The 22,181-nt window shown below is 71.4% G+C and carries 19 protein-coding genes and 1 pseudogene; 8 read left to right on the forward strand and 12 right to left on the reverse strand.

The window, feature by feature from the left end; translation table 11 throughout:
- Positions 1-9 precede the first annotated feature (9 nt).
- Together ACW5F0_RS07980 and ACW5F0_RS07985 are read right to left on the reverse strand one after the other, a co-directional pair.
- Positions 10-2,970 (reverse strand): bifunctional diguanylate cyclase/phosphodiesterase, encoded by a 2,961-nt coding sequence (locus tag ACW5F0_RS07980; protein WP_456965467.1) that lies wholly within the window; start codon positions 2,968-2,970, stop codon positions 10-12.
- Positions 2,971-3,102: 132 nt separating this feature from the next.
- Positions 3,103-3,657, reverse strand: a complete 555-nt coding sequence (locus tag ACW5F0_RS07985; RefSeq protein WP_456999497.1) for a YqhA family protein — start codon at positions 3,655-3,657, stop codon at positions 3,103-3,105.
- Between the two features lie 264 nt (positions 3,658-3,921).
- On the opposite strand from ACW5F0_RS07985, the gene ACW5F0_RS07990 reads away from it, so the two are divergent.
- The 7 genes from ACW5F0_RS07990 to ACW5F0_RS08020 all read left to right on the forward strand — a co-directional run bounded on the left by ACW5F0_RS07990 (position 3,922) and on the right by ACW5F0_RS08020 (position 12,902).
- The gene (locus ACW5F0_RS07990) at positions 3,922-4,623 is read left to right on the forward strand and encodes a glutathione S-transferase N-terminal domain-containing protein (RefSeq protein WP_456965466.1); all 702 of its coding nucleotides are present in this window, start codon (positions 3,922-3,924) and stop codon (positions 4,621-4,623) included.
- 136 nt (positions 4,624-4,759) lie between these two features.
- A complete protein-coding gene (locus ACW5F0_RS07995) occupies positions 4,760-7,015 on the forward strand; it encodes a S9 family peptidase (protein ID WP_456999471.1) in 2,256 nt (751 codons plus the stop codon).
- A 153-nt stretch (positions 7,016-7,168) separates the two neighbouring features.
- Positions 7,169-8,365, forward strand: a complete 1,197-nt coding sequence (locus tag ACW5F0_RS08000; protein WP_456999498.1) for a beta-ketoacyl-[acyl-carrier-protein] synthase family protein — start codon at positions 7,169-7,171, stop codon at positions 8,363-8,365.
- The gene (locus ACW5F0_RS08005; RefSeq protein ID WP_456999472.1) at positions 8,362-9,153 is read left to right on the forward strand and encodes a beta-ketoacyl synthase chain length factor; all 792 of its coding nucleotides are present in this window, start codon (positions 8,362-8,364) and stop codon (positions 9,151-9,153) included. Before ACW5F0_RS08000 ends, ACW5F0_RS08005 begins: the two co-directional genes overlap by 4 nt.
- Complete coding sequence (locus ACW5F0_RS08010; RefSeq protein ID WP_456999473.1) at positions 9,146-9,982, forward strand: glycosyltransferase family 2 protein; 837 nt, start codon at positions 9,146-9,148, stop codon at positions 9,980-9,982. Before ACW5F0_RS08005 ends, ACW5F0_RS08010 begins: the two co-directional genes overlap by 8 nt.
- Positions 9,982-11,595 (forward strand): NAD(P)/FAD-dependent oxidoreductase, encoded by a 1,614-nt coding sequence (locus tag ACW5F0_RS08015; protein ID WP_456965462.1) that lies wholly within the window; start codon positions 9,982-9,984, stop codon positions 11,593-11,595. Before ACW5F0_RS08010 ends, ACW5F0_RS08015 begins: the two co-directional genes overlap by 1 nt.
- A 20-nt stretch (positions 11,596-11,615) precedes the next feature.
- A complete protein-coding gene (locus tag ACW5F0_RS08020; protein ID WP_456999474.1) occupies positions 11,616-12,902 on the forward strand; it encodes a cation:proton antiporter in 1,287 nt (428 codons plus the stop codon).
- 6 nt (positions 12,903-12,908) lie between these two features.
- Here ACW5F0_RS08020 and ACW5F0_RS08025 read toward each other — a convergent pair whose 3' ends face one another.
- From ACW5F0_RS08025 to ACW5F0_RS08070, 10 genes and pseudogenes are all read right to left on the reverse strand, one after another.
- Positions 12,909-13,385: a hypothetical protein gene (locus tag ACW5F0_RS08025; RefSeq protein ID WP_456999476.1), complete on the reverse strand. Its 477-nt coding sequence runs from the start codon at positions 13,383-13,385 to the stop codon at positions 12,909-12,911.
- 79 nt (positions 13,386-13,464) lie between these two features.
- Positions 13,465-14,205: a 3-oxoacyl-ACP reductase FabG gene (gene fabG, locus ACW5F0_RS08030; RefSeq protein ID WP_456965459.1), complete on the reverse strand. Its 741-nt coding sequence runs from the start codon at positions 14,203-14,205 to the stop codon at positions 13,465-13,467.
- A 10-nt stretch (positions 14,206-14,215) separates the two neighbouring features.
- The gene (locus tag ACW5F0_RS08035; protein ID WP_456965458.1) at positions 14,216-14,659 is read right to left on the reverse strand and encodes a phosphotransferase; all 444 of its coding nucleotides are present in this window, start codon (positions 14,657-14,659) and stop codon (positions 14,216-14,218) included.
- Positions 14,656-17,058 (reverse strand): MMPL family transporter, encoded by a 2,403-nt coding sequence (locus ACW5F0_RS08040; RefSeq protein WP_456965457.1) that lies wholly within the window; start codon positions 17,056-17,058, stop codon positions 14,656-14,658. Before ACW5F0_RS08040 ends, ACW5F0_RS08035 begins: the two co-directional genes overlap by 4 nt.
- The gene (locus ACW5F0_RS08045; protein ID WP_456999477.1) at positions 17,055-17,648 is read right to left on the reverse strand and encodes a LolA-related protein; all 594 of its coding nucleotides are present in this window, start codon (positions 17,646-17,648) and stop codon (positions 17,055-17,057) included. The genes ACW5F0_RS08040 and ACW5F0_RS08045 overlap by 4 nt, the downstream gene beginning before the upstream one ends.
- Positions 17,649-17,796: 148 nt before the next feature.
- Positions 17,797-18,684: pseudogene (locus ACW5F0_RS08050) on the reverse strand (LpxL/LpxP family acyltransferase); the annotation flags it as partial.
- A complete protein-coding gene (locus tag ACW5F0_RS08055) occupies positions 18,681-18,959 on the reverse strand; it encodes a hypothetical protein (protein WP_456965456.1) in 279 nt (92 codons plus the stop codon). The gene ACW5F0_RS08055 and the pseudogene ACW5F0_RS08050, both read right to left, overlap by 4 nt.
- Positions 18,960-18,977: 18 nt before the next feature.
- Positions 18,978-19,733, reverse strand: a complete 756-nt coding sequence (locus ACW5F0_RS08060) for a lysophospholipid acyltransferase family protein (RefSeq protein WP_456965735.1) — start codon at positions 19,731-19,733, stop codon at positions 18,978-18,980.
- A gap of 59 nt (positions 19,734-19,792) precedes the next feature.
- Positions 19,793-20,476, reverse strand: a complete 684-nt coding sequence (locus tag ACW5F0_RS08065) for a ketosynthase (RefSeq protein ID WP_456999478.1) — start codon at positions 20,474-20,476, stop codon at positions 19,793-19,795.
- Between the two features lie 21 nt (positions 20,477-20,497).
- Positions 20,498-20,764, reverse strand: coding sequence for a phosphopantetheine-binding protein (locus ACW5F0_RS08070; RefSeq protein ID WP_456965454.1), 267 nt, complete (start codon positions 20,762-20,764; stop codon positions 20,498-20,500).
- A gap of 68 nt (positions 20,765-20,832) precedes the next feature.
- Here ACW5F0_RS08070 and ACW5F0_RS08075 point away from each other — a divergent pair, with 68 nt between their 5' ends.
- Positions 20,833-22,179: an NAD(P)/FAD-dependent oxidoreductase gene (locus tag ACW5F0_RS08075; protein ID WP_456999499.1), complete on the forward strand. Its 1,347-nt coding sequence runs from the start codon at positions 20,833-20,835 to the stop codon at positions 22,177-22,179.
- The last annotated feature ends 2 nt before the right edge of the window (positions 22,180-22,181 follow it).

The raw sequence follows: 22,181 nt of genomic DNA on the forward strand, positions 1-22,181 counted from the left end.
AGCCGGGATTCAGCGGCCGGGGCCCGGCCCCAGGCGTTCCAACACCTCGTCGAACGGCGCCGGCATCGCCAGCAGGTAGCCCTGGAACTCCTCGCAGCCGCGCGAACGCAGCCATTCATGCTGGTACACGGTTTCCACGCCTTCGGCCGTGACCCGCAGCTCGAGGCTCTGCGCCATGCCCAGGATCGCCATGCAGATCGCCTCGTTGTCGGGGTCGCGGCCGAGGTCGCGCACGAAGGACTGGTCCAGCTTGAGGCGCTGCAGCGGCAGGAGCTTGAGGTAGGCCAGGCTGGAATAGCCGATGCCGAAATCATCGATCGCGATCGACACGCCGAGGTCGCTCAGGGCCTCCATCACCCGGCGCGCCGCATCGGGGCTGGCGAGCAACACGCTCTCGGTGAGCTCGAGCTCCAGTGCGCAGCGCGGCAGGCCGTAGTCGTGCATCGCCTGCGCGACATCGTCGACCAGGTGGCCCTGGATCTGCAGCGCGGACACGTTGACCCCCATGCGCAGCCGGCCCCAGCCGCGTTCGTCGAGCAAGCACCAGCGGCGCGCGGCCTCGCGCAGCACCCAGCGGCCGAGAGGCAGCACGAGGCCGGAATCCTCGCAGGCATCCATGAAGGCATGGGGACCCAGCAGGCCGCGCTCGGGATGACGCCAGCGCACGAGGGCCTCCATGCCCAGCGGCCGGTCGCCGACGTCGAACTGCAGCTGGAAGGCGAGCTCGAACTCCTCGCGCTCGAGTGCGCGATGGAGCTCCTGCACCAGCAGCAGGCGGTCGCCCGCGCGCGGATCGAACTCCGGCCTGTACGCGACGCTGCGGTTGCGGCCCAGGCGCTTGGCCTGCGCCCCGGCCTGGCTGGCCGCGCGCAGCAGCGCGTTCCCGTCATTGCCGTCGGCGGGGTAGCAGCCGTAGCCGAGGCTGGGCGTCACGTGCAGGGCCACTCCGCGCACCTCGCTGCTGCCCGCGACCGCCGCGCGCAGGGCTTCCACGCGCGCGGCGACCTCCGCATCGCCATCGCAGTGCAGCAGCACCCCGAACTCGTCGCCACCCAGCCGCGCCACCTGCGCGCGCGCTCCGGCAGCCGCCTCCAGCTTCCGCGCCACCGCCACCAGCAGCTCGTCGCCGACGCCATGGCCAAGGCTGTCGTTGACCAGCTGGAAACGGTCGAGATCGAGATGGCAGACCGCCAGCCGGCCAGCCGCATCGCGGGCGATGGCGTCGTCGATCGTTGCCACCAGCCGGTCCCGGTTGGCCAGCCCGGTCAGGGCGTCGTGGCTGGCGCGGTAGGCCATGTCCGCAGCCACGCGCTTGCGCTCGGTGATGTCGGTCACGATGCCGACGAAGTGCGTCGGCCGGTGTCCTTCGCCGCTTACCGGCGACATGCGGATTTCCAGCCAGCGCGGCAGGTCGGGTCCGCGCGCATCCGCCCATTCCACGGCGAAATCCTCGCTGCGCCGCAGCGCGCCGAGCAGGGCCGCGCGGGCATCGGCGTCCAGGATGCCCATGGCCGCGGCATCCTCCACCGACGGCTCCAGGTTCGCGTCCACGCCCGTGAGCCGCAGGCATGCGGCGTTGCCATACACCGCCACCCCGCGCGCCAGCTCGATGATGAACACGCCTTCTTCCGAGGCTTCCACTGCACGGCGCAGGAGGTCCAGGTTGGCCTCCGCGCGGATCCGGTCGCTCACGTCCAGCGCCAGGATCAGGCGCGCGGGCCGGTTGGCGAAGGAGGCCAGGTTGCAGGCGAAGATCAGCGCGCTGAAGGTACTGCCGTCGCGTCGGCGATGCACCCAGATCCGTCGTCCGTAGGCGTCTGGATGGGCCTGGATTTCGCCGTGCACGTCGTCGGCCGAAGCCTCGGCGAGCAGGTCGTCGACGCCCAGTCCCGTCATCGCTTCACGATCGTAGCCGTACTGGTGCAGTGCGGCGTCATTGGCTTCGAGGATGTCGAGGCTTTCGCGGTCGCAGACCACCGCCGGCAGTGGATGCCGCTGGTAGAGGAGGCGGTACTGGGCCTCGGCATCGCGCACGCGCTCGCGCAGGTGGCCCACGGTATGCGCGCTTGCGGCGATGCTCTGCCGCATCTGCGACTCGCGCAGTGCGGCCCGCGCGAGGAAGCGCATCCCGACCATCAACGCCGCGAGCAGCAGCAGCATGCCCAGCGCCAGCGTGGCGACGAAGGCCCACCAGCCGCCGTACAGCGCGCCGGGCGTCATGCCCACCGTCGCGACCAGGGGCTGCCCTTCCACCGCGCGGTAGCCGACCACCCGGCGCACGCCGTCCAGGCGGCTCCTGCTTTCCACCACCCCGCGTGGCTGCGTGGCCAGGGCGGCGAACACCGGCGAGGTCCGCGCGTCCAGACCCGCATGCAGGGTGCCCGAGTCGGAGCGCGCGATGAGCAGGCCGTCATCGCTGAGCACCGAGGCGACGCCCCGCTCGCCGACTTCGTGTGCGCGCAGGATATGGCTGAAGATTTCGGTGTCGATCTCCGCGCGCAGCCAGCGCGGTCCGGCCGGCACGGCTTCGAGCTGCATCGCGATCGGAATGCCCCAGCGGCCACCGGCAGCCGGGCCGGGCCTGCCGAGGTACAGGCGGCCGGGCACCGCCCCGCCGGGAGGCAGGAAGTCCGGCGCCACGGGATCCACGCGCATGGTCCTGATGCGCCGGTTGCCTGCGGCGATGTTGGCCATCGCTTCGCGCGCAACCACCGGCGCAGCCTCCGGCGCCAGCGCCTGGACGGCCGCCACGCCATCGGCAAGGCCGTCGAAGGCGCGCTCGATGTTGGCGATCTCCTGTCCCACCTGCCGCGCATGGCTGTCGACCAGCGCCTGCACGTAGCGCTCGCCGGCCTCGCGGCGCACGCGCAGGTCGTTCAGGGCCACCACCACCGCGGCCACCAGCACGCAGAGGAACAGGGCGCCCCCGACACGCCAGGCGCGACGCGCGCGCACGGCCCCCAGACCCATGCCACCCCGATCCGGCGCACTCACCTGCCGTACCCGATGCCGCCGGAGGAGCTGGTGCGGATTCCTGCCATCACCCCATGCTGGGCGCCGCCGCGTCAACGCAGGGTGGTTGCTCCGACCCGGAGCGCGGGCTCAATGCGCGGCGTCTCGACGGCCGCTGGCCACGGCAGTCATCAGCTTGTCGGTCCAGGCGATGCCGATCGCCGAGAGGATGAATGCGAAGTGGATCATCGTCTGCCACAGTACACCGAGCTCGGTGGCGTTGGTGCAGGCCTTGCCCTTCAGACTGGCCGCGGCGGCGGCCGCGACGGCGGCAATGCCTTCGGCCGACGTGCAGTGCGGCAGGCCGCTGCCGAGCGTGCCGGCTTCGATGAAGGTCTTGAGCAGGTGGATCGAGGAGATGCCGATGATCGCCATCGCCAGCTTGACCTTGAGCACGCTGGCGTTGACGTGCGACAGCCATTCCGGCTGGTCCGGATGGCCCTTCAGCCCCAGGCGGGAGACGAAGGTCTCGTAGCCGCCGACGATCACCATCACCAGCAGGTTGGAAATCATCACCACGTCGATCAGGCCGAGCACGATCAGCATGATGTCCTGCTCGCCCAGCGACGGGGTCAGCTGGATCAGGTGCAGCAGCTCCTTGCCGAACAGGAACACATACACGCACTGCGCCGCGATCAGGCCCATGTACAGCGGCAGCTGCAGCCAGCGCGAACTGAAGATCAGGTAGGGCAGCAGACCGAGCTTGGGAACTTGCGATTGCGACACGGGAATCCTTGGCGTTGGGAAAAACCGGCGAAGCGTAGCGGCCGCACCCCGCCGCTGCCAAGCGCCGCGTTGCCGCCCGGGGTGGCGCCGGCCGCGGGACCCGCGACGCTGCGTTGCGGACCGGTGGCGCCGCCACGGCCCGAAGGCACCTAGACTGGCCGATCCACCTCCAGGAGAACCGGCATGATCGACCTCTACTACTGGCCCACTCCCAACGGGCACAAGGTCGCCCTGTTCCTCGAGGAAGCGGGGCTGGACTACCGCATCCACCCGGTCGACATCGGCAAGGGCGCGCAGTTCGAAGCGGATTTCCTGGCGATCTCGCCCAACAACAAGATGCCGGCCATCGTCGACCACGCGCCCGCCGACGCCGGCGCGCCGCAGAGCGTGTTCGAGTCCGGCGCGATCCTGCTGTACCTGGCGGAAAAGACCGGCCGCTTCCTGCCCGCCGACGCCCGCGGCCGCATCCAGGCGCTGGAATGGCTGTTCTGGCAGATGGCCGGGCTGGGGCCGATGACCGGCCAGTACGGCCACTTCAATGTCTACGCGCCGGAGCCGATCCCGTATGCGATCGAGCGCTACACCAGGGAAGCGCAGCGGCTCCTCGGTGTGCTCGACAGGCGCCTGGAGGGCCGCGCGTTCATCGCCGGCGACGACTACGGCATCGCCGACATGGCCGCCTATCCCTGGATCGACGCCTACGACAGGGCGCCGCTGGATCTCGGCCCCTTCCCCGAAGTCCGGCGCTGGCAGGCCGTGATCGCCGCGCGTCCGGCCACGCAGCGCGCGTATGCGCTTGCGAAAGAGGTGAATCCCGACGCGGGCAAGCCGATGTCCGACGCGGAGAAGGCGCTGCTGTTCGGCCAGGGCCCCGGAGGCCGCTGAAGCGGCGTGCCACTGCGATCCCGCCCGTCTTTGCCCGGGCCGGACGCGGTGTCCCTGCCCGGTTCGGACCACGGTCCGGAGAGGCCGCTTGCGGTCCTGCGGCATCATGTCGGCTTCCACCGTCCCGGAACGCCCCATGCGACTGCTGCTGGCCACCGCCCTGATGACACTGACCCTCGCCCCCGCCCACGCCGCTCCACCCGACGCATCCCGCACGGTTCCGCTGACGCTGGAGGCCATCACCGGCGACGCGCCGCTGTCGGGGCCGACCCTGCTCAAGCCGCGCGTCGCGCCCGACGGCTCGCGGGTGACCTTCCTGCGCGGCAAGGACAGCGACCGTAACCGCCTCGACCTCTGGGCCTTCGACGTCGCCAGCGGCCGGACCGCGATGCTGGTGGACTCCGCCGTGGTGCAGCCCGGCGACGAAGTGCTCAGCGACGAGGAGAAGGCGCGCCGCGAGCGCCAGCGCATCGCCGCGCTGTCGGGCATCGTCGACTACCAGTGGGCGCCGGACTCGCGCCACCTCCTGTTCCCGCTGGGCGGCGAACTCTATCTGTACGACCTCGACCGGTCCGGCGCCGAGGCCGTGCGCCGGGTGACCAGCGGCGAAGGCTTCGCGACCGACCCGCGGGTATCGCCCAAGGGCGGCTACGTCAGCTTCATCCGCGGCCGCAACCTCTGGGTGGTCGACCTGGCCAGCGGCGACGAAGTGCAGCTCACGCGCGATGGCGGCGGCGCCATCGGCAACGGCGTGGCCGAGTTCGTGGCCGACGAAGAGATGGCCCGCCACACCGGCTACTGGTGGGCGCCCGACGACTCCGCCATCGCCTATGCGCGCATCGATGAATCGCCGGTGCCACTGCAGAAGCGCTACGAGGTCTACCCGGATCGCACCGAAGTGGTCGAGCAACGCTATCCCGCCGCCGGCGACCCGAACGTGCGGATCGAATTGTTCGTTACCCGCCCCGGCCAGCCCGACGCCGCACCGACCCACATCGACCTTGGCACCGATGCGGACATCTACCTGGCGCGCGTCGACTGGCGCGATCCACAGCGCCTGGCCTTCCAGCGCCAGTCGCGCGAGCAGCAGCTGCTCGAGCTGGTCGAAGTGGAACTGGCCGGCGGCCGCCAGCGCACGTTGGTGACGGAGACGTCCGACACCTGGGTGCCGCTGCACGACAACCTGCGCTTCCTCGCCGACGGCCGCTTCCTGTGGTCGTCGGAGCGCGACGGCTTCGAGCACCTGTACATCGCCGACGCGGACGGCTCGGGGATGACGCAGCTGACAAGTGGCGACTGGCCGGTGGATGCGCTGGAAGCGGTGGACGAGGCGCGCGGCCTCGCCTATTTCACCGCCGGGCGCGCATCGCCGACGCAGCGCGCGCTGTATTCGGTGCCACTGGCAGGCGGCGATGTCGTCGAACTGACCAGCACGCCCGGCACCCACGCGATCACCTTCGCCGACAACGGCAGCGTCTACGTCGACAGCTGGTCGAACACGCGCACGCCGCCGCAGCTGGAGCTGTATCGCGCCGACGGCCGCCGCATCGCGGCGCTGCTCGAGAACGACCCCGCCGATCCCGCGCACCCATATGCGCGGCACATGGGCGCCCACCTGCCCACGGAGTTCGGCACGCTCACCGCCGCCGACGGCAGCACGCCGCTGCACTACAGCGTGATCAAACCGGCCCGCTTCGATCCCGGGACGTCGCACCCCGTGGTGGTGTACGTCTACGGCGGCCCCGCCGCGCAGACCGTGCTTGACGCCTGGCCCGGCCGCGCCGACGCCTTCTTCAACCAGTACCTGGCCCAGCAGGGCTACGTGGTGTTCTCGCTCGACAACCGCGGCACCCCGCGGCGCGGGCGCGACTTCGGCGGCGCCCTGTACGGCAAGCAGGGCACGGTGGAGGTCGCCGACCAGCGCAAGGGCGTGGAATGGCTGCGCGCGCAGCCCGGGGTCGACGGCGAGCGCATCGGCGTGCACGGCTGGTCCAACGGCGGCTACATGACGCTGATGCTGCTGGGACAGGCGCCGGATGATTTCAGGTGCGGCATCGCCGGCGCGCCGGTGGCCGACTGGGCGCTGTACGACACGCACTACACCGAGCGCTACATGGGCCTGCCAAAAGCGAACGTCGACGGCTACCGCGTCGCCAGCGTCTTCACCCACCTCGACGGCATCCGCGACGACGCGCTGCTTTTGGTGCACGGCATGGCGGACGACAACGTGCTCTTCAGCAACGCCACCGCGCTGATGTCACGGCTGCAGGCCGCGGGCACGCGCTTCGAGCTGATGACGTATCCGGGCGCGAAGCATGGACTGCGCGGCGCGGACGCGCTGCACCGGTACCGGCTTGCGGAACGCTTCCTCGGGCGCTGCCTGGCGCCCTGAGGGGCGTTCGCGGGTTGCCCCGGGAGCGCCTGGGGGCAGCCTTGCGGGAAGCTCCTCCATCATCCGGCCACTCCACGGCCGTGGCTATACTCGCCTCCTTTCCATCGCCGGACCCCTGCCTTGCCGTCATCGCCGCCGTTGCCCCCCATGCCGATGCCGGCCCTGGCGATCACCGCCTACACCGCCACCACCGCCCTCGGCCGCGGCCGCGTCGCGCAGGTCGATGCGCTGCGCGCACGCCGTGGCGGACTGCGATCCAACGACTTCGGACCCGATCCGCTGCCGGCATGGATCGGTCGCGTGGATGGCCTTGAAGACGAAGCCTTGCCCGCCGCGTTCGCGCAGTGGGAGTGCCGCAACAACCGCCTGGCCTGGATGGCCCTGCACAACGACGGGCTGATGGACACCATCGAGGCCGTGCGCACTCGCCATGGCGCGGAACGCGTCGCCGTGGTCATCGGCACCTCGACCTCGAGCATCGGCGCCAGCGAAGAAGCCTACTCGCGCCTGGTTCCCGGCGCCGACGGCATGCCCGCCTTCCCGGCCGACCTCGCGCGGCCGATCGTGCATACGCCGCATTCTCTGGGTGACTTCGTGCAGGCGGCCACCGGCCTGCGCGGCCCCTGCGTGACCGTGGCCACGGCCTGCTCGTCAAGCGCCAAGGTGTTCGCGCAGGCGGCACGGCTGATCAATGCGGGGCTGGTCGATGCCGCGCTGGTGGGCGGCGTCGACACCCTGTGCGGCAGCGTGCTGTTCGGCTTCAATTCGCTGGGCCTGGTCTCGGCCAATCCCTGCCGGCCCTTCGACCGCGACCGCGACGGCCTGTCGCTGGGCGAGGCCGGTGGATTCGCCATGCTCGAGCGCACCACGTCCGGGAGCCGGGGCCTGCAGCTGCGCGGCTACGGCGAATCCAGCGATGCCCACCACATGTCGGCACCGCACCCCGAGGGCCTGGGGGCGACGCTTGCCATGCGCGACGCGCTCGCACGCGCGGGGATCGATGCGGCCGACGTCGGCTACCTCAACCTGCATGGGACCTCCACGCCGGCCAACGACGCCGTCGAGGCGGCCGCGGTGGCGGCGATGTTCCCGCCGACCCTGCATGCCAGCTCCACCAAGGGCTGGACCGGGCACACGCTCGGCGCCGCGGGCATCGTCGAGTCGGTGTTCGCGCTGATCGCGCTCGAGCACGGCCTGCTCCCCGGCATCCTGCACAGTGAAATCCCGGATCCCGTCTGCGGTCCACAGATCCGCTTCGGCAACGCCGAGGACCCGACGATCCGATATGCAATGAACAATTCCTTCGGCTTCGGCGGCAACAACGCCAGCCTGGTGTTCGGCCGCGCATGAACACGCTCACTGCATGCATCGAGGGCATCGGCTTCTGGGCGGACGGACTGCCGTCGTGGCAGGCCGCGCTCGACCACGTGTCCAATGGCGTCGCGGTGGGCGAGAGTGGCAAGCCCTCACCGCGGCTGCTGGCGCCCAACGAGCGCCGCCGCGCCCCGCCGTCGGTGGCGGTGGCGCTTGAAGTCGCGCTGGCCGCCTGCGAGGCCGCCGGCCGCGATCCGGCAACCCTGCCCTCGGTCTTCGCCTCCACGCACGGCGACCTCGCGATCACCGATTACATGTGCGCGACGCTGGCCGACGACCCGCGCGCGATCTCGCCCACCAGGTTCCACAACTCGGTGCACAACGCCGCTGCCGGCTACTGGACGATCGGTACCGGCTGCCTGCATCCCGCCACTGCCCTGAGCGCGCACCGCGCCAGCTTCGCGCAGGGCCTGCTGGAAGCCCTGGCGCAGATCGCTTGCGGCGACGAGGCCGTGCTGCTGGCCGCCTACGACACCGCGGGCGCCGGCCCGCTGGGCGCGGTATCGCCCAGCAGCGGACTGCTGGGCGGCGCGCTGGTGCTGGCCGGCTGTGCGCGCGCCGGCGATGGTCACGGCACCCTGCTGCGCGCGACCCTGGTCGACGCCGACGCACCCGCGCGCCACGGCCCCCTCGCGCGCCGCGGCGCCGCCAACGCCATGGCGCCCATGCTGCCGCTGTTCGACGCGCTGGCCGGCCACAGCGACCTCGCACTGCTGCATGCCGGCCACGGCCGCACGCTTCGCGTGGAGCTCGCGCATGGCTGACCAGGCCCCGCTGCGCCGCGAGGACGTCGCGGTGGTGATCCCCGCGCTGAACGAATCGCTGCGCATCCGCGGCGTGGTCGAAGCCGCGCTGGCGCAGGTGCCGACCGTGATCGTGGTCGACGACGGCTCCGACGACGACACCGTTGAACGCATCGCCGATCTTCCGGTGCGCGTGCTGCGCCATCCGCAACGCATGGGCAAGGGCGCCGCCCTGCGCAACGGCTTTGCCGAGGCCGAGCGCCTGGGTGCGCGCGCGGTGGTCACGATGGACGGCGACGGCCAGCACGATGCCGCCGACATCGCGCGGCTCGTGGCCTCCGCCAACCGCCATCCCGGCTGCGTGATCGTCGGCGCGCGGCTGCGCAAGCGCGCCTCGCAGCCGCCGCACCGGCGCCTGGGCAACGACTTCGGCGACTGGGGCATCAGCTGGGCCTGCGGCTTCCGAGTGGTCGACAGCCAGAGCGGGCAGCGCCTGTATCCGCGCGAGGTGTTCACGCTGCGTGACGTGGCCGGCGAAGGCTTCGTGTTCGAGGCACAGATGCTGATTGCCGCCGCACGCGCCGGCGCCGGGGTGGTCGCGGTGCCGATCGAGACCCGCTACGCCTGCGCCGAAGAGCCGCTGGAATTCCGCAAGAGCCACTTCCGCCTGTTCCGCGACCTGTGGGCGATCACCTCGCACGTGATCACGCAGGTGCTGGGCAATGGCAACGTGGTCGCCGAGTACGCGAGGACACGGCGCACGCCGCCGGTCATCGACGACAGCAACGGCCAGTTCGCTGCCCCGCAGGCGGGCGACGGCACCAACAAGACCAAGGGAGGCTACGGCTGATGGACAATGCGCAACGCGTGGACGTCGCGATCCTGGGCGGCGGATTGGCCGGCCTGACGCTGGCACTGCAGCTCCGCCAGGCCGACCCGGCCCTTTCGATCACGGTGTTCGAGCGTCGCGCAGACGCCGCGCCCGAGGCCGCCTTCAAGGTCGGTGAATCCACGGTCGAGATCGGCGCGCACTACCTCGCCCGGACGCTGGGCCTGCGCGAGCACCTCGAAGGCGAACAGATCCGCAAGTTCGGCTTCCGCTTCTTCTTTTCCGATGGCCGCAGCGACATCGACCGCTGCACCGAAATCGGGGTCAGCCGGCTGTTGCCAACGCCCTCATGGCAGATCGACCGCGGCCGTTTCGAGAACATGCTGGGCGAACGCGCGCGCGCGCAGGACATCGATCTCCGCCACGGCACGGTCGTGCGCGGCGTCGCGCTGGGCGAAGGCGGCGACGACCACCGCATCACCTGGTCGCGCGAGGGCGATGAGGGCGTCCTCGACGCGCGCTGGGTGGTGGACGCCAGCGGCCGCGCCGGCGTGCTCAAGCGCAAGCTTGGCCTGGCCCAGGCCAACGACCACGACGCCAATGCGGTCTGGTGGCGCGTCGACGGCATCGTGGATCCCAACGACTGGTCCGACGATCCCGACTGGGTGGCACGCTGCACGCCGCCCGACCGCTGGCGCTCGACCAACCACATGTGCGGCACCGGCTACTGGTTCTGGCTGATCCCGCTGGCCTCGGGTGCGCACTCGCTGGGCATCGTCTGCGACGCGACATTGCATCCGCTCGACGGCATGGACAGCCACGACAAGGCCATGGACTGGCTGCGCCGGCACCAGCCGCGCGTGGCCCAGGCGCTCGACGGGCATGCGGTGAAGGACTTCCGCTTCCTCCGCCACTTCTCCCACGGCTGCCGCCAGGTGTTTGGCGAGCGCTGGGCGCTGACCGGCGAGGCCGGACTGTTCCTGGACCCGTTCTACTCGCCGGGCAGCGACTTCATCGCCATCGCCAACACCTACATCACCGACCTGGTGGCGCGCGACCGCGCCGGCGGGCCGTTCGCGCCGCACGCGACGCTGTACGAACAGCTGTACTTCTCGTTCTACGAAAACACGATGCCGCTGTACCAGGACCAGTACGCGCTGTTCGGCGACGAGCAGGTCATGCCGGTCAAGGTGATCTGGGACTACACCTTCTACTGGGCGCTGCTGGCGCCGGTGTTCTTCGCCGGGCGCATCACCGATGTGGCGATGTATTCGCGGTTGCGGCCTCTGTTCGAGCGCGGCAGCGCGCTCAACCGCGCCGTGCAGCCTTTGCTGCGCGAGTGGGGCGAGCGCAACGCGGATGCCCTGGAGCCCGGTCCCGGACGGCAGCTCGACCAGTACCTGATCGACTGGTTCCACGAACTCAACCGCGGGCTGCGCGACGTGCTCGACGACGCGGCCTTCGATGCACGCATCGGCGCCAACATCGCCCGCATGCAGGCGTTGGCCGCCGAGATCCTTGCCTACGCGCGCCTGTCGCATCCGGCCATCGACGCCCACGGGCTTGACGCGCTGCTTGCGGAGCATCCGCCGTCCGCGCCCTCGCTTCCTCCCGTCTGGTACCGCGCTGCCTGACCCCCGAACCGGGAACAACGATGCAACACAGCCCGCTGCTGCTGCAGCTCGTCATCATCCTTGCCACCGCCCGCGCCTGCGGCCTGCTGCTGCGCTACGTCGGCCAGCCGCCGGTGATCGGCGAGATGGCCGCGGGCCTGGTGCTGGGGCCGATCGTATTCGGCGCCTGGTTCCCCGACTTCCACGCCGTGGTGTTCGCGCCGGAATCCCTGCCCGGCCTGGCCTCGCTCGCGGAGCTGGGCCTGGTGCTGTTCATGTTCATCGTGGGTGCCGAACTGCGCGCGCCCAACGGCGTGCGCGCGCAGCTGCGTTCGGCGGGGCTGGTCGGCGTGGCCAGCGTGCTGGTGCCCATGGTGCTGGGGTTCGCGGTGTCGCCGTGGCTGCATCCCTACGCGCCGGAAGGCGTCGGGTTCTGGCCGTTCGCGCTGTTCATGGCCGCGGCGATGTCGATCACCGCCTTCCCGATCCTGGCGCGCATCCTCAAGGAACGCGCGATGACCCACACGCCGATCGGACGCCTGTCGCTGAGCGGCGCGGCGATCGCCGACGTGCTGGCCTGGGTGATGCTGGCCCTGGTCGTGGCCCTGGTCGGCGTCGGCGAGGGCTACGGCGGTTTCCTGCGCGCCACCGTCGGCCTGGCGGTATTGGCGACGATCGTGTTCGGCGTGCTGCGCCCGCTCTACGCCTGGCTGTTGCGTACCCATGCCGCCGACGGCGTGCCGTCGTTGATGGTGCTCGCGGCGCTTCTGATCGGCGCCTTTTCCTGCGCCGCGGTAACCGAGTGGCTGGGCGTGCACGCCGTGTTCGGCGCCTTCCTGTTCGGCGCCTGCCTGCCGCGCGACGACCGCTTGTTGAAGTCGCTGATCGAGCGCGTCGAGTACCTCTCGATCGTGGTGCTGATGCCGATCTTCTTCGCGCTTGCCGGGCTCAGCACCACGGGGGATGCCTTCGTCGGCGCCGGCCTGGGGGCGATGCTGCTGATCCTCGTGGTGGCGGTGGCGGGCAAGCTGGTGGGCGGTGCGATCGGCGCGCGCCTGTCTGGCTACGGCTGGCGCGAGAGCTTCGCCGTGGGCTCGCTGATGAACGCGCGCGCGCTGATGGAGCTGATCGTGATGAAGGTCGGCCTGGACGCCGGCATCATCGGCCCGGAGCTGTTCACCATGCTGCTGGTGATGGCGATCATGACCACCGTCTTCACCGGACCCCTGCTGACGCTGTTCCTGGGTCGCGATTCCGCGAAAGGCAACGACGCCATCGGCACCAGGGCCGCGGATGCGGCCGATGCCCCCGCGCGGCAACGCGCTTGAGCAGGTTTACTCGTCCGCAGCGGGCAGCGGCAACGCCTGCTCCGGCGGCGGGTTGGGCAGGTAGATCGCCACGCCGCGGCCGTGCTTCTGCGTGGGGCTGATGTTCACCCCGACGCCGCCGCTGGTGTAGCTGCGGCCCCCGCCGCGCGCGGTGCCCGCGCCGATGCTGACGCCACCGCCGCCGTATCCAACCGCCGTGCCCTGGAACAGGATGCCGTTGGCACCCAGCGATGCGGCCTCTTCGCGCAGCTTGCGCATGACGGCATTGCTCTTGTTCTGCTCGCCATAGGTGAAGGCGCCGCTGGAAGTCTCCAGCAACGCGACCTCTTCGTACGGAACGCCCGGGGCGCCGTAATAGACCCGCACCTGCGCGGGATCGATCGGGGCGCGCGGCGTACCGGTCAGGACGTGGGACGTCGCGCAGCCTGCCAGCAGCAGCACGGCGCTGGCGGCGGCGATACGAAGCATGCGTGCAGGATTCATGGCGGCGGCACCTGTCGTGGACGAATGCCGATCATCCTCCCACCTCGATGAATCCGGTGTCACCAGGCACCCCGGTGACTCAGGCCATGCCGCCGTTGACGCCGATCACCTGGCCGGTGACATAGGACGCGGCATCCGAACACAGGAAGCGCACGACTGCCGCCACCTCGTCGGGCGCGCCGGCGCGGCCTGCCGGCACCATCTGCTTCACCACCTCGGGCGGGAAGGCCTCCTCAGCCATGCGCCCGACGACCACGCCGGGCGCGACCACGTTCACGGTGATGCCGCGGCTGGCCATCTCGCGCGCAAGCGATTTCGACGCGCCATGCAGCGCCGATTTGGCCGCCGCGTAGTTGGCCTGGCCGCGGTTGCCGAGCACGGCCGCCACGCTCGACACGCTGACGATGCGTCCCCAGCGCGTGCGCGCCATCGGCAGCAACAGCGGCTGGGTGACGTTGAAGAAGCCGTGCAGCGAGACATCGATGACGCGCCGCCACTGCTCCGCGGACATGCCGGCCATCGGGGCGTCGTCGTGGATGCCGGCGTTGTTGACCACCACCTGGACCGGACCGGCTTCGAGCAGCGCAGCGATGGCGACGCCGGTGGCGACGCCGTCGGCGACGTCGAAGGCCACGGCCTCGGCGCTTCCGCCGTCGCCGGTGATGGCGGCAACCACGTCACCGGCCCGCTCGAGGTTGCCGTTCGCGTGGACGATGACGTGGAAGCCGTCGGCCGCCAGCTGGCGGCAGATCGCGCCGCCCAGGTCGCCGCTGCCGCCTGTGACCAGCGCGCGGCGGAGTGTTCGCGAGTGTTCGTTCATGCGCCGATTATCACGGCATCGGCGGCGCATCGGCGAGCACCACCGCCGCCCGGCCTTCGGCCAGCAACACGCCGGCATGGCGGATGCGGAACGCGTACTGCTGGCTGGCCTCGCCTTCCATCAGCAGTTCGGCCTCGCCTTCCAGCGCACCGTCGAGGTCGTCGATGCGCGCGCAGTGGAGCTCGACGCCGCGCAGCGCGACCAGCACCCCGGGCCGCACGCCGCCGCCGGAATCGCGCGCGCGCAGGCCGCCGTGCACCGCCATCGCCTGCGCGCCGTACTCGCACAGGTGGACGGCGCGCAGCATGCCGCCGCTGCGCAGCGGGTGCGCGGGGTCGCGATGGTTGTGGGCGCGCAGGTGGATGCGGCTGGCGTCGAAGTCGGCGACCTCGTCCCACAGGCACATGGCGCCCTGGTGCGGGATGAGGGCGAGGATGTCGTGGCGGGGGATCATGGAGCCGCTTCCGCGGGCAGGGGGATGGTGTCGGCGGCATCGTGGCGGGACACCAGCAGCGCGAGCAGGAAGTTGGACAGCACGCCGATGGCGACGGTGCTGCCGATCGCGCGCAGCACGGGGATCGAAGACAGCGCCAGCAGGCTGAACACCAGCAGCGTCATCAGGCTGCAGACCAGCACCGCGTGCAGGGTGCGCAGCTGGTCGGCGCGGCGGTCGCCGGCGTGCTCGAAGAACAGCGCGTAGTCCAGGCCCAGGCCCGCGGCCAGGATCAGCGCCACCAGGTGGAACAGGTTCAGCTCGATGCCGAAGCCGCGCAGCACCGCCAGCACCACCAGCGTGGTCAAGGCCATCGGCAGCAGCACGCGTGCGACGCGTCCTGGCGTGCGCAGCGCGATCCATACCGTGGCGGCCAGCAGCAGCGCGGCCACCGCCAGGGCGGCGAGCAGCCGCCCGCGGTATTCGCCGACCAGCGATTCCGAGGCCGCCTTCATGTCAAGCAGTTCGCCGCCACCCTCGGCTGCGACGCGAGCCACGGCATCGACGTCCTCGAGGCCGCTCAGCGAGACCAGCGCGGTGGCGCCCTGGGCCGCCGAGCCGTCCGCACTTTCCGTGGTCGCGTCTTCCGCGGCGACGCCGGCGTCGCCCTGCAGCAGCAGGCCTTCTACGGTGGCGGCCAGCGGCGTGCCGGCCAGGTCCGCCGGCCGCAGCGGTTGCGCCGTGCGCGCGCGCTCGACGTCCGCCAGGAACGGTGCGAAGGCGTCCTCGCGGAAGGGCGAGTCCGCGAGCGCTTCGGCCATGGCCGTGCGCAAGGCTTCGGGCGTGGGCAAGGCCTGCTGCCGCGCGCGCTGGGTGGCCGCCGACGGCAGGTAGCGCGCGGCGCTGTCGTACCCGCCCAGCGCGCCTTCGGCCACCAGTGCGTCGAGCCGGGGATGCAGGGCTTCGGTCGCCGCCAGCGCGGCATCGGCGTCGGCGCCACGCAGCACCAGCAGGTAGCGCACATCGGGCGCGCCCAGGGCCTGCCGCAGGCGCGCGTCGAGTTCCATGCCTTCGGCCGGCACCGGAGTCAGCTTCGACAGGTCGTTTTCCCAGAACGGACCGCGCGCGGTGGCAATGACCACCAGGCAGCCGACGGCAAGCAGCAGCAGCGACCAGCGCGGCCGCGGCAGGCGTTGGATGCCACGCCACAACGCCTGCAGCCGCGGCGAATCGGCGAGGTCGCGCGGCGCCGGATCCACCAGCGGCGGCAATCCGAAGCGCGTGGCCAACGCGGCCGCCGCCAGCGCCGAGATCGTGAACACCGCCAGCTGCCGCAGGCCATCCACGCCGGAGAACAGGAAGGTGAGGTAGGCGATGCAGGTGGCGACCACGCCCGTCACCAGCGCCGGCCACAGCGCGCGCACGTTGTCACGCGGACTGATGCCGGCGCGCTGCTGGCTGAGGAAATGGATCGGATAGTCCTGGACCACGCCGATCAGGGTGAAGCCAAACGCCACGGTGATGCCGTGCACGGCGTCGAACGCCAGCGCCACCGCGGCCAGGCCGGCGATGCCGGCGGTGGCCAGCGGCAGCACGCCCATCAGCGGTGCGCGCCAGCTGCGGTAGGCAACCAGGAGCAGCAGGATCAGGCCGATGCTGTCGATGGTGCCGATCCACTGCGCCTCGCGCGCGGTGCGGCCACCGATCTCGACCGAGAACGCGCCCGGGCCGGCCATCTGCAGGCGCGCGCCACTGTCGCCGGCAGCATCGGCAAAGGCCGCATGCACCGCGTCGTAGGCACGCTGCTGCGCGGTGGGGTCGAAGCCGGCCGCGCGCGTCTGCGCGAGCATCAGCGCCTCGGTGCCGGCGGCGTCGAACCACACGCCGTGCAGGCGCTGCGGCGCGATCTTCGGCTGCCAGGCCTCGGCCAGCGTGAGCATCTCCAGCGTCGGGTCGGCGGGCAGCAGCGGCTCCACCAGCCCCGCCATCGGCGAACCGAGGTCCTGCAGGCGCTCGTCGAGCTGTTCGCCAAGGTAGTCGGCATCCAGGCGTCGGTGGTCGAGCGTGGGCGACAGCAGGTAGCGATAGGGGCGCAGGGAGTCCGGCACCGCGTCGAGTCCGGCGTCGACGCCGTTGGCGATGAACTCGAAGTCGGGGTCCGTGGCCAGGGCTTCGGCCATCGCACGCGACTGCGCGGCCAGCGCCTCGGGTGCCGCGCCCGACAGCGACACCAGCAGCAGGCGCGTGCCCGGACCGTCGCCCAGTTCGTCGACCAGCAGCGTCTGCGCCGGCGTGCGCGGCTCGGGCATGAAGCGGCGCAGGTCGCCGCTGAGTTCAAGCCGCTGGCCGATCACCCAGCCCGCGACCAGCAGCGCCGCCAGCCACAGCAGCGCCAGCGCGGTGCGCCGGGCGGGCGTCATTGCGCCGCGGCGCCGGGCTCGCGGCACAGGGCCTGGTAGTCGACGCCTTCGCCGGCGGCCACGGCGGCGCGCGCGGCGCCGGCAAGCAGGGTGCGCTGCAGCTCGCCTTCGGCGGGCCGGGTCTCGATGCAGCGCAGCTCGGCGCCGCGACCGTGGAGGGTGATGTCACGGACGGTCGCGGCCAGCGCGGCATCGCGCGGGACCAGCACCAGCGTCCAGTCCTCGCGGCGGCCGCGGGACGCGATGCGGTAGTCGCGCTCGAGTGCGGCGGCGTCACCGGCCAGCAGGGCACCGAAGCTGGCCTGCAGTCCGGCAAGTTCGGGCGCGCGCGACAGCGCGAAGCTGCGCGTGCGGCTGCCGCGGGTGATGCTGGCTTCGCCGCCCCGGATGGTGGTGGTCTCGGCGTAGGGCACGCGCACCTCGCGCACCAGGGTGGCGTCATCGGGTCGGGCGTACTCGCCTTCGATGCGCAGCGGCGCCTTCAACATGGCCGAGCCGCGCAGCTCCACGAAGGGCGTGCTCACAGGCGCCGGCCGTGCCAGCCGCTGCAGGATCCAGGCGCTATCGACCGCCGCCGGCTGCGCGGCCAAGGGCAGCGTGGTCGCCGCCAGCAGCAGGGCGAGCAGGATCCGACCCGGGCGCCGGGTCGCGCGGAGCGTGTCCTCCAGACCCGCCTGTCGCGGGCCCTTCCGGCGGGGGGTTGGCGTCTTGCTGGCTTCGGCTGTGCTCACGGTCGCCCCAGAAATCGTAGAAGTTGAACCAGTTGAACGGCGCATCGCGCACGTGATGTTCGAGGCGCTCCGCGTAATGGCGGATGAGTGCCGGGACTGCCGCGGCGCGCTCGCGCCGCGGGATCGCGACGCCGTCGCTGAAGGGCTCGAACACGAGATCGTAGCGGTTGCCGCCGCGGTACAGGCCGAAAGCGAGCTGTACCGGCACCTTCAGTACCGACGCCAGCAGCCACGGCGCCACCGGGAAACGCGCCTCGTCGCCCAGGAATGGCGCCGCGATCGACGCCTCGCCCGGCTGCGTGCGGTCGACCAGCAGCGCCACCAGCGCGCCTTCGGAGGTCGCCTTCTGGATCTCGAACATGATCCCCGGGCCGTCCTGCGAGGCATCGATCACCGAGGCCGCGATCTCCGGATTGAGCGCGTCCAGCAGCTGCGTGACCGCGGGGCTGTGCGCCTTGTCGAGCACCACGCGGATGGACTGCTCCGGACGCTGGCGGCCAAGCACGCGCAGCACTTCGAAGCTGCCCAGGTGGGAGCCGTACACCAACACGCCCTGGCGACGGTCTAGCGCGGCGTGCAGCGACTCCAGGCCGCTGACCCTGACGTCGAAGCGGCGCATGTCGCCGCCAAGCAGGAACACGCGGTCAAGGATGGTCGCGGCGAAGGTGTGGATGTGGCGCGCGACGTCGCCCAGGCGCGCGCGTCGGCCGAGCACGCGCGACAGGTAGGCGCGTGAGTCGCGCCGCTCCTCGCCGCGGCGAAGCAGGAAGTAGGCCGTGATCGGATACAGCAGCAGCCGCGCCAGGCCGCGACCGCCGTACACGCTGAAACCAAGCAGCAGCCGGGCCGCGAGCCGGCCGCCACCCTCGCGGCGTTGCTTCCAGTCGCCGCTCACGCCAGCGCGACCTCGCCCGAGGCGACCAGGGTCGCGCCACGCAGCACGCGGAAGCGCCAGCGCGGCGCGCTCCCATCGAGCTCGATCGACGCGGCCTCGCCGGGCAGCAGGGGATTTGCGAACTTCACCTGCGGCAGTCGCAGTGGGCCCAGCGGCCCGTGCCCGGCTTCGATGGCCGCCAGCACGTGGTCCAGGACCACGACGCCGGGCACCAGCGGCCGACCCGGGAAATGCCCCGGCAGGCAGGGATGGCCGTGCTCTACGACGAACTCCATGCGACCGCGCACCCGCCCTCAGTCCTGGCGGCGCAGCAGCGCCACCACCGAGGCATGGGCGGCATCGGCCAGTGCCTGGCGGGCGCCGGCCCCCGACCCGCAGTCGACGGTCGGCAGCGGCGTTCCGAAGCGCACCCGGATCACGCCCGGGCGCGCGCGGAAGCCACCGGCTGGCAGCACCGCGCCGGCGCCGTCGATCGCGACGGGCAGCACTTCGACCCCGGCATCGATCGCCGACTGGAAAGTGCCGCCCTTGAACGGCGCCACCATGCCAGAGCGGCTGCGCGTGCCTTCCGGGAACAGGCAGAGCGTGCTGCCTTCGCGCAGCAGCGCCGCGGCTTCACGGCGCAACCGCGCACCCGCGCGCGGGTTGTCGCGCTCGATGAACAGCATGCCGCAGGCGCGCGCGTACCAGCCCACGAACGGCACCCGGGTCATCTCCTGCTTGAGCAGGAAATGCAGCGGCACGGGCACGGCGCGGAACAGCGCGCAGATATCGATGATCGACTGGTGGTTGGACACCAGCAACCGCGGCTGCGACCAGTCGATGTCGTCGGCGCCCTCCACCACCAGGCGCGCCGCGGTCCCGGCCAGCAGCGCCGGCGCCCAGCAGCGCGCAGCCATGCGCAGGGCGATGTCGCGGCGCCGGGTGGCCAGCAGCAGCATCAGCGCGAGGCTGATCCAGCCGATGGTCCACGCCGCCATGAACACAAATCCGAGTGCGTTGTGCAGTCCCCAGGCCAGCCTTTGCGCGGCCGGTTCGGCCACATCCATGTTGTCAACGCGTTGCTGCATCGGCAAAGCATACCCAAGGCGGCGGCAGAACCGCCCGTTCAGCGGAGGAAATCGCGCCAGAACGCCGGCCCGAGGCTCGCCATCTGCCGCAGGAAGCCCGTGAAACTGCTGTAGCGCCCCGGGAATCGGTGCTTGCGCCAGGCGAACTCGATGGCGAAAAAGCCGCCAACGATGCCGTAGTTCAGGATGTTGGCGAACAGCGACCACTGCTCGCGGGTGATCGTGACCGGCGCACGCAGGCCCAGGCTCGACAGCAGCCCGCCGGGCTCGGCGACCATCGCCAGCGCCAGGTTGGCCAGCCCGAGCACGGCAAGCGCCGCAGCCCAGCCGGCGGTGAGGCCGCGGCTGTAGGACACCAGTTCCGGCGCCAGCGTGTCGGGCGTGCTGCCGTCGAGCGCCGCGACGATGCGCGTGATCAGGGCGCCGCCCGGCGCCCGCAGGCTCCGCGCGAACAGCCAGGCGATCGCGGCCACGAAAGCCACCGGCGCCAGCAGCAGCGGCAACCCGGCATGGCCGGACACGTACAGCAGGTGGCAGGCGAGCAGCGACAGCGGCAGCGCCACCCAGGCCCAGGGGCGGCGCGCGACCAGGCCCGCGGCGAGCATCATCGCCACCAGCGCGAGCAGGGCCGCGTAGGCGTAGCGGTCATCGAGGGTGGTGCTGGCCAAATGCGCGAGCGCGGCATAGGCCACCGCCATCGCAAGCGTCAGGGCCAGGCCCATGGCCTGCACCGGGGCGCGCCGTCAGGCGCGTTGGGCTTCGACGTGCGCCGACAGCGCCCGCAGCGAGGCGAAGATGCGGCGGTTCTCCTCGCTGTCCGAGCGCAGTTGGAAGCCGTAGCGCTTGCCGACCGCCAGTGCCAGTTCAAGGGCGTCGATCGAGTCCAGGCCCAGGCCGGCGTTGAAGAGCGGCGCCTCGGGGTCGATGGACGCCGGATCGACGTCATCGAGGTTCAGGGCTTCGACCAGGAGCTGGGCGAGTTCGAGTTCGGCGGGGGACTGGCTGGACATGCGCTGGCTTCCGTTGCGGCTATCATTCGCGTCCCCCGGATGATCGCATGGCCGCCACGCGCCGCGAAATGCACAGCCTCATGGAAGACACCTCCACCCGCGCCCAGGCCACGGACTGCGACGTCCTGGTGATCGGCGGCGGACCGGCGGGCAGCACCGCCGCCACCTTTCTGGCGCAGGCCGGCTGGCGGGTGGTGATGCTGGAGAAAGACGCGCACCCGCGCTTCCACATCGGTGAATCGCTGCTGCCGATGGGGATGCCGATCCTCGAGCGCATGGGCGCCTTCGACAAGGTCGCGGCGATCGGCGTGCACAAGGCCGGCGCCGATTTCCCGGCCGATGGCGGCGGCTACAACGTGTTCCGCTTCGACTACGCGCTCGACGCGCGCTGCGACCACGCCTTCCAGGTGCGACGGTCCGACTTCGACCGGGTGCTGTTCGAGCACGCCGCCTCCAATGGCGTCGATGCGCGGCAGTGCGTGCGCGTGGTCGGCGTCGAACCCGACCCGGCGGGCGGGAGCCTGGTGGCCGCGCATGGCCCCGAAGGCGCCTGCGCCTGGCGCGCGCGCTACGTGGTCGACGCCAGCGGCCGCGACGCCTTCATCGGCGGCCGCCGGAAGATCAAGCGCAAGAACATGCGCCATCAGTCGGCGGCCGTGTTCAGCCACTTCCACGGCGTCGAGCGCCGCAAGGGCATCGACGCCGGCAACGTCAGCATCTACCGCCACGCCCACGGCTGGATCTGGCTGATCCCGCTGCCCGACGGCATCACCAGCGTCGGCGCGGTCTGCTATCCGGACTACATGAAGACCCGGCGCGGCGACAGCGAGGGCTTCCTGATGCGCACCCTGGCCACCGTGCCCGAGGTTGCGAGGCGCATGGCCGCCTCCACCCGCTGCGCGGACGTGCATGCCACCGGCAACTACGCCTACGAATGCAGCGAGATGGCCGGTCCGGGCTGGGTTCTGGTGGGCGATGCCTATGCCTTCGTCGACCCGATGTTCTCCTCGGGCGTGTTCCTGGCCATGCACGGCGCCGAAAAGGCCGCGGGCATGGTCGATGCCGCGCTGCGCGAGCCCGCGCGCGAGGCCGCGCTGCAACGCGCGCTGCGCCGCCATCTGGACGACGGCCTGGACGAGTTCAAGTGGTTCATCTACCGATTCACCTCGCCGGCCATGCGCCACCTGTTCGCCAATCCCAGGAACGTGTTCCAGGTCGAGCAGGCGGTGGTGGCGATGCTGGCCGGCGACGTCTTCGACAACCCCCGCGTGCGCCGCCGCCTGCGCGTGTTCCGCGCGCTGTACGCGGTCACGTCGCTGGCGATGCTGCCGCGTGCGCTGAGCAACGGCCTGCGCCGCCGGCGCCAGGCGCGGGTCGGCTTCAGTGGCGAGACCCTGCAGGTGGACGAATCGTGAGC

The organism is Luteimonas sp. A534 (assembly GCF_054072805.1).